The sequence below is a fragment of the Sphingobacterium shayense genome (assembly GCF_013179575.1).
Classification (GTDB): Bacteria; Bacteroidota; Bacteroidia; order Sphingobacteriales; family Sphingobacteriaceae; genus Sphingobacterium; species Sphingobacterium shayense.
The window spans coordinates 1-14447 of sequence record NZ_JABMCQ010000101.1 but is presented as its reverse complement, the minus strand read 5'-3'; the positions used below and the strand labels follow the sequence as shown (position 1 = coordinate 14447).

Below are 14447 nucleotides of genomic sequence, written 5' to 3'. Positions count from 1 at the left end.
ACACAGTTACATCCCACGGTAAAAAAGGTACAATATTATCAAATCGACACTTCAGTTCAGAATGATACCGCTATCGTAAATTATTATTCTCCTTTTAAAATTAAGCTAGAACAGGAAATGAATCGCGTCATAGGGGTGTCTGATGTCGCGCTTACGAAGAATCGAGAGACCGAGAGTCTAGCCGGAAATTTTTTTGTTGACGCATTATTGTGGAAAGGAAAACAGCTGGATCCAGAAGTAAGTGTAAGTTTTGCAACTAAAGGAGGAATTCGCGCTGGATTACCACAAGGAGATATCACTATTGGAAATATTTTTGAAATGATGCCATTTGAGAATGCCGTCACTATCCTCACATTAAGCGGCAAAGATATCTTACGCTGGGCCGATTATATGGCAAAAACTGGCGGCCAACCCGCTTCTGGAATAAAACTAGTCATCCAAGATAATAAAGTAGTTACTTTTGAAATAAATGGTCTCCCTGTCGATTCTAACGCACGCTACAAAATGGTCACCTACGATTACCTTGCAAACGGAGGAGACTATATCACTTTTTTGGATACGGTACTTGAGAGAAAAGATCATCCTCAGCGCGTACGAGAGGCATTAATAGAATATGTATCTTTTTTAACAAACCAAGGTAAACACATTCAGACGAAAACAGATGGAAGAGTTACGATTCATAAATAGAAGAAAGTTTATTAAGCAGTCCGTAACCCTGGGTGCAGCAGTCACGCTGAGTGCTTACCATAAAAATACACAAGCTGCTGATCAAGAAGTACGACTAACGATCCTTCACACCAATGATGTACATAGTCGAATCGAACCTTTTCCAATGGATGGTTCAAGGAATCAAGGATTGGGTGGTGTGGCACGCCGTAGTACACTAATTGAAATGATCCGAAATCAAGAGGATAATGTCTTGCTCCTCGATTCGGGTGATATGTTTCAGGGTACTCCTTACTTTAATCTTTTCGGTGGTAAACTCGAACTCGAGCTCATGAGTAAACTGAGATATGATGCAGGCACCTTTGGAAATCATGAGTTCGATAATGGACTGGCTGGAATTATGAAACATTTTGACAGTGCGAAATTCCCATTCCTGACAGCCAACTACGATTTTTCAGGTACTATCCTAGAAGGAAAAACCAAAGAATATATTGTTATTTCACGCGGTGGGTTACGCATAGGTATCACAGGTGTAGGCGTCAATGTTGAGGGCCTCGTAGATCCAAATAGCTTTAAAGGTATGACCTATCTAGACCCTATCCCCGTTGTAAACAATGTCGCAAAATTATTGAAAGAGAAAGAAAAATGTGATTTAGTTATATGTTTATCACATTTAGGTTATGAATATACCGATGAGCAAGTCTCTGATCTCAAATTGGCTGCAAATATTCGAAACGTCGATATTATTCTTGGCGGTCATACACATACATTTTTAGATAAACCAACAATAATTAAAGATCTTGATGACAACGATGTATATATAAACCAGGTAGGCTTTGCTGGAATACGTTTGGGCCGTTTGGATATTTTATTCAACAGATCAAAAAGGAGTAAAAAAGTAATCGCACAACACTATACCATCGATCAAAAATTTGATCAAACCGTGACTACGTAACTAATCAAAACCGACTCAAGTGAACAAATTACTTAATCTTTATATTGATTCATATCGCGGTTTATCTAAAGAAGCTTGGTTGCTCGCTGTTGTTATGCTCATAAATCGAATTGGTTCCATGGTGATTCCTTTTCTTGGTATGTATATGTCCACAGAGCTAAATTTCAGTAAGCCCCAGATCGGTATTGTTTTGGGCTGCTTCGGACTAGGGTCTGTTTGCGGATCCTGGTTGGGTGGGTGGTTGACGGACAAATTTGGGAATTATAAAGTACAGTGTTTCAGCCTACTTCTTACAGTTCCTATTTTTTTTGTATTACCCCATTTTAAAACCGTGGAATCCTTAGCCGGGATGATCTTTTTGTTAACATTAGTTGCCGATACATTCCGACCCGCCAACTCCGTTTCTGTTGCTCGTTATGCAAAACCGGAGAACCTTACGCGTGCCTATTCACTAAACCGAATGGCAATCAATTTGGGTTTTTCAATAGGCCCAGCACTAGCCGGTGTTTTAGCCATGATTTCTTACAATTGGATATTCTACGGGAACGCACTTGCAGCACTACTTGCGGCAATTGTCTTTGTCCTATTTTTTCATAACAAGAAACCACGAACGCTTACCCAGCCCTTAACCGCAAGTAAAGAAAAATATCCATCATCGAAGGACCGTAACGCTTATCTAGATCCTCCTTTTATTATATTCAATATTTTTTGCTGTTTATTTTCAATGGCCTTCTTTCAACTCCTAAGTACATTACCGCTGTATTATAAAGAGGAAATGCTGCTTCCTGAATCTCAGATCGGTCTGTTAATGGGATTTAGCGGGTTTTGCATAGTTGTGTTTGAGATGTTACTCGTGCATGCCGTCGAACATCGATTTACGCCAAGAGTAATCATGATTCTTGGAACCGCTATCGCTGGTATCTCCTATCTAATGTTGTATATGCCTCTAGGAATTATATGGTTATATCTTTCAATGTTTATCCTCTCGATTGGAGAAATGCTTACCTTACCTTTTACCGCGACTATTAGCGCCTCTCGAGCCACACTAAATACACAAGGGGCTTATATGGGATTTAATTCGCTGGCCTTCGCCGCTGCCAATATCTTTTCGCCGTTTTTTGGAACTTACCTAGCAGAACATTATGGTTATAGTGTCTTATGGTTGTGTACAGGTGGTCTATTAATCATTACGAGTATTGGTTTTTCCTGGATATTAAAGAAACTGTAGAGAAGAAACTAGACTAGCCGACATTTCTCTCATAAGGAACTCTAGTAACAATCGACCTGCCTAATGTTAATTCATCAACATATTCAAGCTCACCACCGAATGCAATACCACGTGCGATGGTACTTAATTGAATATCAAATTCTTTAAGTTTACGATAAAGATAAAAAATGGTAGTATCTCCTTCCATCGTAGCACTTAACGCTAAAATAACTTCTTTTACACCATTCGTCTTTAACCGCTCAACAAGAGCCTCGATTTTCAAATCCGACGGTCCTATCCCATCCATTGGTGATATTAATCCACCCAAAACGTGGTATACCCCTTGATATTGGTTGGTATTTTCAATGGCCATTACATCACGGGTATCTTCGACCACACATATGATTTCTTGATCCCGCTTATTGGAATTGCATATTTCACAGACCAAATCATCTGAAATATTAAAGCAATTGCTGCAATATTTAATATGTTCTTTTAACTGATTGATCGAACCTGTGAATCGTGCTACTTCCCCATTCGTTTGCTTAAGCAAATGTAAGACTAAACGTAAAGCCGTCTTTTTACCTACACCCGGCAGCCGTCCAAATTCATCGACCGCTTGTTCTAATAATCTCGAGGAGAATTGCATACTGCAAATGTAAAAAGTTAAATGGTAATATTCAAAAAAGCGTATATGTAAAGTCTCTTCTATACAAACCATCGCGCTATTTCCTTTAATCATCTCACCGTCCTCTCTTAGTCGGAAAGGTCCGCGGTAATTCAAAACCTGAAAAAAATCACTATATTGGAAACGTTAAACAATGATAAAAAATATGGTAAAAGAGGATAAAATCCGACGTTCATTTGCCAACAAGACTTGGCAGGAAATCAAAGTTAAAGATTCGTGGCAGATCTTCAAAATAATGGCTGAATTCGTCGACGGGTTTGAGAAGCTAGCAAAAATTGGCCCTTGTGTATCAATTTTTGGATCGGCACGTACCAAATCTGAACATAAATATTATGAAACAACCGTTGAAGTAGCACGTTTACTTGCGGAAAAGGGATACGGAGTGATTTCAGGCGGTGGTCCTGGAATCATGGAAGCAGCTAACAAAGGAGCATTTCAAGCCGGAGGAAAGTCGGTCGGGTTAAATATAGAACTTCCTTTCGAACAGTTTCATAATAAATATATAGATCACGATAAACTTCTCGAGTTCAATTACTTCTTCGTACGCAAGGTTATGTTTATGAAATATTCCCAAGGCTATATTGTCTTACCGGGTGGCTTCGGAACTATGGACGAGCTTTTTGAAGCTATCACACTGATCCAGACAGGGAAAATTGCTCGTTTTCCAATAGTCTTGGTTGGTAAAGAATATTGGGGAGGGCTATTCAATTGGATTGAAAATACCATGCTAGCGCATGCTAATATATCCGAAGAAGACTTAAAATTATACCGGTTGGTCGATACTGCAGAAGAAGCTGTGGAACACATATTCCGCTTCTACGATAAGTATCTATTAAAACCAAACTTTTAGCACTTGGTTTCACAATTTACTACAAAGGGCCTCTAGATTTAATCTCCAAAGGCCCTTCCTTTTTATGGTCAATCCGACAATTTAAAATGAATAACGTAGACCTATCATTGCACTCCATGTCGTACCAGTAGTACTTGCTGGACGGAACGGAGTAGTAACCAAAAATGGTTCATTTTCATCAATTGCTGGATCCTGCGTATATAACATTCTGAATGTAGGAACACCATCCTCGACACCCCTGTTTGTTAGAATGTTTCTCCCAGCAGAAAGAATATCCGTTTGAACACCCCATTCTGAATTTATTAAATTACCAAGGTTTAGAATGTCAACAGTAAATTGTATTTTATCATTCTTCAATGCGACGTTGTTAAATAAATTTTGTGTCCATCTAATATCTATTCTATTTAACCAAGGCATTAAGAATTCATTTCTTGGCAAATACCTTCCACGGTATGACTCTAGATCGTTTTCTGCAATAAAATCTTCAAAAGCTTTTCGTTGATCTGCAATTGACATTTCTTTAGTCAGCTCAGCACCGGCAGTATTTTCATAGTCCACTGAAAATGCCTGAAACGTTAAATCGCTAGCTGATTTTGGAAGGTAAATTAAGTCCATTGCTTGACCATCACCATTTAAATCATTTGCATAATAGTATGAATATCTACCTTGATGTGAGCCATTATAATAAATACCTAATGTTGTGTTCTTTATCGTATAGCTAATATTAGCAACTAAACGGTGTGGAATAGCAAAGTTGGAAATATTTAGCATATCATCATTTGGCGAATTAATCACTGGAGATCCACCCCATGCAGAAGATGCATTAGATCCTGCGTTTGCAGATACTTCTTTCGCATCGGAATATGTATAGAATACCGATCCAGAAAGACCATTCCAAGGAGCAACACTCGCACCGAACGTTGCGGAAAATGCGTGTCCTTTCGAGTTGGTATTAGTTAACACCGTAACTGAGTTCGCCCCCATCTCAGGATTATATTGATAGGCTTCACTAGTTGGATAGTATGCACGATTGTCGCCGGCATAATTCATCGTAAATGCTGAAGGTTTTCTATTTGCGCCATACTGAAAAACTGCATTAACATCTTTGGTGTACAGAATGTCCGTCGTTAGAGTAATCGGCGTGTTTGGAATCTTATAATCCGCACCAAAGCTAGTTCTCCAAACCGATGGCATCTTAAAGTTATCATCTACCAACGAGAATGACGAGGGTGCACCTTCATTCGGCGTACGTATGAATACATCTTCGGCACCTGCCGGTACATTATTTACGTGATAATATATATCCTCCGGATGAAAGCGAACATTTCCGATCCATCCAGCGACATCATCATATGAACCCGGCTCGACGTTATTTTGTAAAACCCCAGAGTTGGTCGGCATATTGGTCAACCATACGAAAGGCACACGCCCGGTGAAAATGCCTGTCCCACCACGAAGCGTTAGGCTACGATCCCCGAAAACATCGTAATTAAAACCTAAACGAGGAGAGAGCATAATCCGTGACTTCGGCCATGATCCGGAAGAATAAGTTCGCGGTGTACCATCAACATCTAACAATTCCAGTGCATCAATTGACGGATTTGCAGTCAATTTATTTAAGTATATAGGCAATTCCGCCCGTAGTCCGACAGTAAAGTTAAAACGATCCGTTAATGTGATTCGATCCTGAGCATACAATGATGCAAGTCCGAAATTTACGCGAGCATATGTCTCTTGCCCTTCATAAGGGTAAGTAATGCCGTACATCGTGGGAGCCACCTCGTCAGGAGTACCTGTCTTCAAAAAATCTTCTACCGAATTGTAACGATAATAACCCGTTCCCATCCGTACGTACGAATTTCCAAATTTTTGTACTTCATAGGCGGCACCTCCTGTTATATTATGTATGCCAGCATTATATGTCAAGTTGTTGGTAAAGGAGAAATTATCGTTAACGACGTCATTTAGATAAGAGAATAACTCGGTGCCAAAACTCATATAATTATTAGTTCCCACAGCGCCATTACTGCCTACATTTCCATCCCAAATATCGACAAACGGAAATAATTTACCATCATTAGGCGTCGTCCTTGTATCCTGAATCTTCGAATAGGTAAACAAGAACTTGTTAGATAATTGTGCATTGAAATTAGAATTTAACTCGGCAGTAAATGATCGAACAATATTTTCAAAAGCATAGTTCCCATTTTCAAAAGTCATAGAATTTTCACTCACACGTCCAAAGTTTGAACGTGGTCGCGGTCCTGAACTAGCATTGGCAACTTGCATTGACTTTCCTTTTAATACGTTATAACGGAAAGCAGCTTTGTGTTGATCATCAATATTCCAATCAATACGAGCTAAAAATTTATCTCCAGATTGATTTGCTTCATTAGCATATCCCTCATAGCGTCCTGGATCGTAACCGAATTGATTTTTAAGGTGGTTACTAACTGCAATTAAATCATTCTCTAACACTCTCGTAACGTTTTGTGAAGGAATAGCAACGCCATTGGTCGATGGTTTCCAAAGGTTTGCTCCTGATGCATTTGCTCCCGTTGCTATTTCACGCTCGCCGCTTACGAAGAAGAATAGCTTATTCTTGATAATCGGACCTCCGAGCGTCAAACCATAATTCTTTTTCGCTCCATCGACAAAATCAATGTTTTTTTTATTGATCTTAACACCATTTAGGTATTCGTTATTATAGTACCCGTAAACCGAACCGTGGAATTCATTGGTTCCGGATTTTGTTACCGCGTTAATACCTGCTCCAGTAAAGCCCGACTGTGTTACATCGAACGGAGCAATATTCACAGAGATTTCCTCAATCGCATCAAGAGAGATTGGTTGAGAACTTCCGCCTGGTAAAGGGTCAGTTGTTAAGCCAAATCCGTTGTTAAAGTTTGCTCCATCAATTTGTAAATTGTTGTATCTCGCATCACGCCCAGCGAATGAGTTCCCGTTCGCTTGCGGCGTTAACCGCGTGAACTCAGTAATACTTCTACTCGTTTGAGGTAGTTCTTGAATTTGCTTCAAACCGACACGCGTGGCTGCACCTGTTTTATTAACACTTATACCATTCACACCTGTTACAACAACTTCCTCTAAGGTTGTCGCATTGCTTGCAAATACAGGGTTTAAAACAAAAGGTTGCCCTAGTTCGAGGTACACATCTTCATACACAAGTGGATCTTGCCCAACATAGGTCACTTCCACCCGGTATGGGCCGCCTACACGCATATTGGCTAAATTAAAACGACCCGCGACGTTCGCCGAGCCCGAATAAGTAGTACCGGAAGGTTCATGAGTTGCTTTAATGGTCGCCCCGGCGGTTGCATGTCCTGTCGACTCGGTCACAACACCGGACATACCACTTGTAGTGACTTGCGCTTGAATAGTTCCATAACTGGCCAAAAGCAAACCAAAGAACGGTAGAATTTTTTTCATATGAGTTTTTGTTAATAATATTCAGTCGACAAATTTAAAGATCTGTGTTGACATTTCTTCGAGTTAACATAAACTTAACGCAAAGACAGCCAGCAATGTAGCGGTTTCTCGAATCAAATTTAACCAAATAAAAAAAAGGAATTTCAAGACTAAAAAAATAATGATTGATTTTTTGAAAAATTGACAAGATGCCTCGTTAAAAATTTCAATTTTAACAAAATTTAACATTTACTGAATGTGGAAAACTATTGAAACAAGTTTTAAAATACTAGAGATTGGTTACCCCTTAAAACATCTAGTCGTTAGGTCGACAATAACAAACAGAAACATATTTTAAATCAACCATTTACTTTCCAAAAATAAAAAGTTAACTTTGCAACCAATTTCAAAAATTGTATATAAAAAATGCAAAAAAACACCACCCTTTGGCTTGCCTTTTTGGCGTTTATGCTGACTGGTAACGTAGCACTCGCTCAACGAGTACTTACCGGCAAAATCACGAACGGACAAACACCTATCGCAGGTGCATCCGTCACCGTTCAAGGCACACAAACAGGAACATCTTCCGATGTTAATGGAGATTTCTCCTTGTCGACTGACCAATCAGAAGGCAAAATCGAAATTCGTTACATGGGCTTTCTTACCAAGCTTATTAACTACTCGGATCAATCTAATCTAGATACGATCATCTTAGAAGCAAACTCAACAGAATACTTGGACGAGGTTGTCGTTGTCGGACGCGGAGTTATTGATATTGCGGAAGGAAGAAAAACCCCCATTGCAGTGTCAACAATTTCACAAAAACAGATTGAAGCAAAAGTCGGTTCACAAGACATTACTTCTTCAATGGTAAACACTCCATCGGTATATATTACCGGACAGGCAAAAGGTTTTGGTGAAACGTCCATGACTACACGTGGTTTTGACCAGTCTAACACCGCTTTTCTCTTAAACGGTCAGCCAATCAATGGAATGGACAACGGCAGTCTTTATTGGTCCAATTGGTCCGGAATGTCCGATATTGCATCCTTGGTTCAGATCCAACGAGGATTAGGTTCGTCGAAACTAGCTATTTCGTCAGTTGGTGGAACAATCAATTTTATTACTAAATCTACAGAAAAACAACAGGGCGGATTCTTAAAACAAGGAGTTGGGAATGACGGCTATTTAAAATCAACTGTGGCATACAACACAGGTCTGATGAATAACGGGTTTGCCGTTTCCGCTATGTTTACACACTGGCAGGGTGACGGTTATGTAGACCGTACCGCCGGTAAAGGGCAGAATTATTTCCTTTCTGTAGGCTACAAAGTGAACGATAAACACAATTTAAATTTGATGGTTACTGGTGCTCCTCAATGGCACAATCAAGGGTATACCTCAACACTTCAAAAATATTTAGAAAACGGTCGTCGCTTTAACAGTAATGTTAGCGAGGTTAACGGAGAACAGATAAATTATCGTAAGAACTATTACCACAAGCCGGTCGCCAATTTAAACTGGGATTGGGAAATTGATGAAAACGCCTCGCTTTCAACCGTGTTTTATGGCTCTGTTGCTCGTGGCGGTGGACAATCTCGACGTTCTGATGCTACCGACGCACGGGTTCCTTACCTCGCAGCGGATGTCAATAACCATCAATGGTTCGGACTAGTAACTAACTATAATCGTAAATTAAACGAATATCTAAATTTCAACCTTGGGTTTGACTTGCGGGATTACAAAGGTGAACACTATAGACAGGTAACTGATTTACTGGGGGCTTCCTCGATAACACACAGTGGAAACGTTAATTTTGAAGAACCGATTACCACTTCGAATATCTATAGTATCAATCCATGGAAAGCTTGGACAGATAGACCAAGTACTCCTCAAGATCGACTTGCGTGGGATTACAACCAAATTATTCGTTATGGTGGTTTATTTGGTCAGTTGGAGTACGCGAGAGAAGGTTTCACAGCTTTTTTCCAAGGATCAATTTCGCAACAACAAAACATTCGCAAGGACTATTTCCAATACACGCCTGGAAATCAAAAATCGGAAAACGTTAATAATTTCGGGTACAACACGAAAGGTGGAGTGAGTTATGCCGTTGATAACCATACTATTTTTGGTAATGCAGGATATTATTCACGCCAGCCGTTCCAAAATAATATTTTCATGAACTATGCAAATGACATTAACCCATATGCAGAAAATGAAAAAATATTAGGTCTTGAACTAGGATATAAGTTCACCTCGGAATATATCGATGTAAACTTTAACGCGTACAGAACCACATGGGCTAACCGTGTGACTGGAGAGTCCCGTAATGCTTCAGCCGCAGACGTGGAAACGTACAATCCGACGAACGACCCGTCATTATTAGTTGAGGGCGATTTTCTATATTTTTCGTATTACGGTGTGAAACAAGATCATCAGGGACTTGAACTCGATTTTATATCTAGACCATTTACAGGGCTTCAATTTACGGGCTTTGCATCTATCGGTGATTGGGTTTATGACGGCGTAAATACCAGCATAACTCGCAATGAAAATCGTGTTGTGCTAGCGACTTCAGAGACCGATCGTACGGGAGACCAAGTCGGAAATGCAGCGCAAACGACGTATGGTCTTGGTGCCGTTTATCAAATCATTAATGGTCTTTCTATTGATGCTGACTTTAGGGCGTTCGATAGATTATATTCCTCGAAAGAATCGCCTTCAGGTGAAGTTTTAGAATTACCTAGCTATCAATTATTCGATGCGGGGGTTTCTTATGAATGGAATATTACGTCTAAAAATGCGCTAAGCTTTCGTCTAAACCTGAACAACCTGTTTGATAAATTCTATATATCTGAAGCCTCAACCAGCGTGTTCCAAGAAGATGGTGCGGAATACTGGAATGGCATCAATACTTCTAATACGGTATTAGTTGGTGTAGGTCGTACCTGGAATGGTTCAGTTAAATTTACTTTTTAATATAAACAAACAACATATACGCTATTAAGCCCCAAAGTTTTGGGGCTTAATTTTTGAAAAGAGCGATTCGTTATAGCTAACAAACGTTATTGGAAAATAAATCTCAAAGTCAGATAAATCCCTTCCAAACCGTTCATCCAATTAAATTGTTATATTTAGCAAACAATACCCATAATTTAAATTTTGACAAATATGTACGAAGTATTTAGCGACAGCCGTGTTATTAGTGTGCTAATATCCATTCTATGCGGCGCGATCGTTGGTTTCGAACGGGAATACAAAAATAAATCCGCCGGATTTCGTACTGTCATTCTCATCTGCTTTGGGTCGACGGTTTTTACGATGTTATCCCGAACAGGAGAATTTTCAGATGACAGGATAGCTGCAAACATCGTGACCGGTATCGGATTTCTGGGCGCAGGAGTCATTTATCAGGGTAAATTTACCGTACAAGGGTTAACGACCGCTGCGGTCATTTGGTCGATGGCCGGCGTCGGTATGATGATCGGTTTTGAAGAATACGCACTTGCATTTATCTTTACGGGATTGATGGTTGTTATATTATCGTTATTTCAGCTTATTGAAAAACTGTTGAGCAATATATACACGGTTCAAACCATCCATATATCATTTGAAAATGTCCAAATTTCCAAACTCGGGGAGTTTGAAAATTTTTTAAAAGAATATTCCGTCAAACTGCAACGGAAAGGGATGGAGAAAAACGGTCGACATTTATTAGTTTTGTACGATATCTCTGGTACGAAGAAGAGTATACGACGAGCCAACGACGCAATAGTATCCCTTGAATATGTCTATGCATTCAATAACAATTAATATACTAAAGCGGCTGTACCTTTTTTATAGTCTTTGTTAAAAATTAATTTCTTAGCGATAACATCATTGCTAACAAAGGCTTAGTTGATATAGGCATACGTTACTCCGTCACCACCGCGGTCAGCGTGTTCATCTTCAATATGCGATACATGGTTATATTTACGCAAATATTCTCTGATAAACTTTCGCAAAATACCATCGCCTTTACCATGAAGTATTTTTAACGAAGGGTATCCAATCATAACAGCCCTATCAAGCACAAGTTCAAGTTTATGTAAGGCGTCGTCCGTTCGCATTCCACGCAAATCAACCTCGGGGCTAAAATCTGCCGAGGATCCGGTAGAAAGTGTGCTATGTCTTTTTGCAACCTTTGCCTTTTCCTTTCCCCTTAACTTAATAACCTTATTTTTTTTCACAACCGTACGAAGATCTCCTAAAGCAAGGATTAAATTGTTTCCTTTAGAAACTTCCATCACCTGTCCTTCTGTTTCTGTATCAATCATGCGAACCCAATCCCCCACTTCAATTATTTCATCGCTGGATGGAGCTAAAGGGTTCGTTTTTAGGGCCTTTTTAGGCTCTGTGTGCTTTTCAATAGCTGAATGCAAATTCTTACGAAACTCTTTGGTCTTTTCCTTATCTGCTTTTACAGATTTGATATCGGATATAGTATTTTCGACTAACCTGTTAGCGTCTTTTAATATCTGTTTGGCTTCTTCTTTCGCTTGTCGGATAATCTGCGTCTTATTTTCCTGTAGGTTCGCATTTAGACCTTCATATTCTTTCTTTAAGGCTTCGAGCTCCCTTTCTCGCTTATTAATGGCAACTTTCGTGTCATAAACATAACGTTTATCACGTTCTAGATCAATTAACAATGTATCCACCTTTTTCTGTTGCGTACCTATTTTTAGTTTCGCTGCCTCTAAAACGGCTTTACCGAGACCTATCTTCTGTGCAATTTCAAAGGCGTAAGAGCTCCCTGGTTTTCCAACTTGCAATATATACAGCGGACGCATAGCACCGTTGTCAAACAGCATAGAGGCATTCTCTATTCCTTCGGTATTACTAGCAAACACTTTCAGGTTTGAGTAATGCGTCGTAATCACACCGCGAATATTCTTTTTATGTAACACCTCTAGTACGGCTTCTGCAATTGGCCCCCCAAATAAGGGATCTGTTCCCGTACCAAACTCATCAATCAACACAAGTGTCCGAGCATTAGAAAACTCGGTAAAGTGTTTCATCTTTGACAAATGTGCACTATACGTACTTAGATCGCTCTCTATGGATTGATCGTCACCGATGTCCGCAAATATCTGTTTAAATACGCCAACTTTCGTCGTTGGTTCGGCAGGAATTAAAAGTCCTGATTGTGTCATAATCTGTAATAAACCGACGGTTTTCATGCAAACTGATTTACCCCCGGCATTCGGGCCTGAAACCAATATTATACGGTCTTGCTGGTCGATCTTAATGTTTAGAGGAACCACGGTTTGATGTCCTTCTTTTTTCGAATTAATATACAGCAACGGGTGACGAGCATTCACTAAATTGATTTCTCCCTCCTTAGACAATTCAGGCATATCCGCTTGGATGTCTATCGCAAAAAGTGCTTTCGCACGTACGAAATCTAGTTTGCTTAATAAACCGTGATAAGAGAGTAGAAGTGGCACGTAGGGACGAAGCTCCGTCGTGAGATCGGTAAGTATACGTATCACCTCCCGACGACGTTCAAACTCTAAATCTCTAATCTTATTGTTTAGCTGAAACACCTCTTCAGGCTCTATATAAGCCGTTTGCCCCGTAGCCGATTCATCATGAATCAAGCCCTTTAATTTTCTCTTATTTTCCGCCAGAATAGGAATACAGAGCCGACCATCCCGAATAGTTAGATTCCCATCGGCCGTCCACCCATGGCTTTGCGCCGCCTTAAAAACTTGGTCAATACGTTTACGAGCCTCCTGTTCGCTTTTTAAAATCTGCTGACTTATTTCAAGCAGTAGCCGAGAGGCATTATCCTTCATTTTCCCTCGATCGTCAATCACACCCTCTATTTGTCGAACAATTCTATTTTCGATAGGAAGATGTTCGAATAACAGCTCTAGGTGCGGATATTGTCCCTCTCTTTCGTTAAAATACCGTATTATCGCGTAGACCGTCCGAAGAGATAACAAAATTCGATAAAATTCGTCTTCGCCCAAAAAAGCGCCTTCAACTTTTGCTTTTTCCGCTAAAGGCTTTATAGGATACAAATGATCTACGGGTAACGCTGCATCGTTTAATAAAATATCTTTAAATTCCTGTGTTTGACGTAAAAATCGGTCAATTTGATCGAGTTTCTGTTGAGGTTGGATTTTATCCACCATCACACGGCCCGGCTCGCTTAAACATTTCTCTTTAATAAACTCTTTAATTTCGTTGAAGCCTAGTTTATCAATCGTGTTATTGGGAAAAATCATATTATAAATTAATTTTCGGTTGCCGCATCAAGCGTTTTTTCTATAAGTGCGGGCGGCTGACTACTGGACGGGGCCCGACTTGTCACCTCTTTTTTTGTGATTGTACCAGCTTTCTTTGGCACAGCTATTTTTGAGCTTGGTGTGACTCCAGTACGTCTTATACTATCAACACGTACGTTAATTCCTACGCGAGACATAAAGTTTTGATGATACCTTTCAAAGGAAAGCGGCAATGTGTCCTTTTTGGCATTCAATATCAACGTTCGACTCTCCTCAGCAAGTTTTGTATAATATTGTACGCGTTGAATACTATCGTTTAAAGTGGCCTGTATCGTTGAATCCGCTCTTCGAAATTCAATATCCTTATTAGTTATCGA

The 14447-nt window shown here is 39.8% G+C and carries 10 protein-coding genes; 6 read left to right on the top strand and 4 right to left on the bottom strand.

What is annotated here, in order from left to right:
- From HP439_RS12290 to HP439_RS12280, 3 genes are all read left to right on the top strand, one after another.
- On the top strand, positions 1-687 hold a 687-nt coding region (locus HP439_RS12290; protein WP_246229346.1), incomplete at its 5' end, for a 5'-nucleotidase C-terminal domain-containing protein.
- Positions 662-1621, top strand: a complete 960-nt coding sequence (locus tag HP439_RS12285) for a bifunctional metallophosphatase/5'-nucleotidase (RefSeq protein WP_172390634.1) — start codon at positions 662-664, stop codon at positions 1619-1621. The genes HP439_RS12290 and HP439_RS12285, both read left to right, overlap by 26 nt.
- Before the next feature lie 19 nt (positions 1622-1640).
- Positions 1641-2849: an MFS transporter gene (locus HP439_RS12280; RefSeq protein WP_172390633.1), complete on the top strand. Its 1209-nt coding sequence runs from the start codon at positions 1641-1643 to the stop codon at positions 2847-2849.
- A 13-nt stretch (positions 2850-2862) separates the two neighbouring features.
- On the opposite strand, the gene recR is transcribed toward HP439_RS12280, so the two are convergent.
- Positions 2863-3477, bottom strand: coding sequence for a recombination mediator RecR (recR, locus tag HP439_RS12275; protein ID WP_172390632.1), 615 nt, complete (start codon positions 3475-3477; stop codon positions 2863-2865).
- Between the two features lie 184 nt (positions 3478-3661).
- Between recR and HP439_RS12270 the strand changes: the two genes are divergently transcribed.
- On the top strand, positions 3662-4366 hold the full coding sequence (locus HP439_RS12270) for an LOG family protein (protein WP_172390635.1): 705 nt from the start codon (positions 3662-3664) through the stop codon (positions 4364-4366).
- An 81-nt stretch (positions 4367-4447) separates the two neighbouring features.
- Here the strand turns inward: HP439_RS12270 and HP439_RS12265 are convergent, their stop codons facing one another.
- Entirely contained in the window at positions 4448-7816 is a 3369-nt protein-coding gene (locus HP439_RS12265; RefSeq protein ID WP_172390631.1) for a TonB-dependent receptor, read from the bottom strand.
- Between the two features lie 405 nt (positions 7817-8221).
- Between HP439_RS12265 and HP439_RS12260 the strand changes: the two genes are divergently transcribed.
- Both HP439_RS12260 and HP439_RS12255 read left to right on the top strand, forming a co-directional pair.
- Positions 8222-10777 carry a TonB-dependent receptor gene (locus HP439_RS12260; RefSeq protein ID WP_172390630.1) on the top strand — a complete coding sequence of 852 codons (2556 nt, stop codon included), beginning with the start codon at positions 8222-8224 and terminating at the stop codon, positions 10775-10777.
- A gap of 192 nt (positions 10778-10969) precedes the next feature.
- Positions 10970-11611, top strand: a complete 642-nt coding sequence (locus HP439_RS12255) for an MgtC/SapB family protein (RefSeq protein ID WP_172390629.1) — start codon at positions 10970-10972, stop codon at positions 11609-11611.
- Between the two features lie 80 nt (positions 11612-11691).
- Here HP439_RS12255 and HP439_RS12250 read toward each other — a convergent pair whose 3' ends face one another.
- A complete protein-coding gene (locus tag HP439_RS12250) occupies positions 11692-14070 on the bottom strand; it encodes an endonuclease MutS2 (RefSeq protein WP_172390628.1) in 2379 nt (792 codons plus the stop codon).
- 8 nt (positions 14071-14078) lie between these two features.
- Positions 14079-14447, bottom strand: a 369-nt coding sequence (locus tag HP439_RS12245; RefSeq protein WP_172390627.1) for a hypothetical protein, incomplete at its 5' end; no start/stop codon positions are given.

Bases quoted from the DNA above. Each gene is read 5' to 3' on its own strand.
- HP439_RS12250 (WP_172390628.1), bottom strand. From the start codon at position 14,070: ATGATTTTTCCCAATAACACGATTGATAAACTAGGCTTCAACGAAATT.
- HP439_RS12270 (WP_172390635.1), top strand. From the start codon at position 3,662: ATGGTAAAAGAGGATAAAATCCGACGTTCATTTGCCAACAAGACTTGG.
- recR (WP_172390632.1), bottom strand. From the start codon at position 3,477: ATGCAATTCTCCTCGAGATTATTAGAACAAGCGGTCGATGAATTTGGA.
- HP439_RS12265 (WP_172390631.1), bottom strand. From the start codon at position 7,816: ATGAAAAAAATTCTACCGTTCTTTGGTTTGCTTTTGGCCAGTTATGGA.
- HP439_RS12260 (WP_172390630.1), top strand. From the start codon at position 8,222: ATGCAAAAAAACACCACCCTTTGGCTTGCCTTTTTGGCGTTTATGCTG.
- HP439_RS12255 (WP_172390629.1), top strand. From the start codon at position 10,970: ATGTACGAAGTATTTAGCGACAGCCGTGTTATTAGTGTGCTAATATCC.
- HP439_RS12285 (WP_172390634.1), top strand. From the start codon at position 662: ATGGAAGAGTTACGATTCATAAATAGAAGAAAGTTTATTAAGCAGTCC.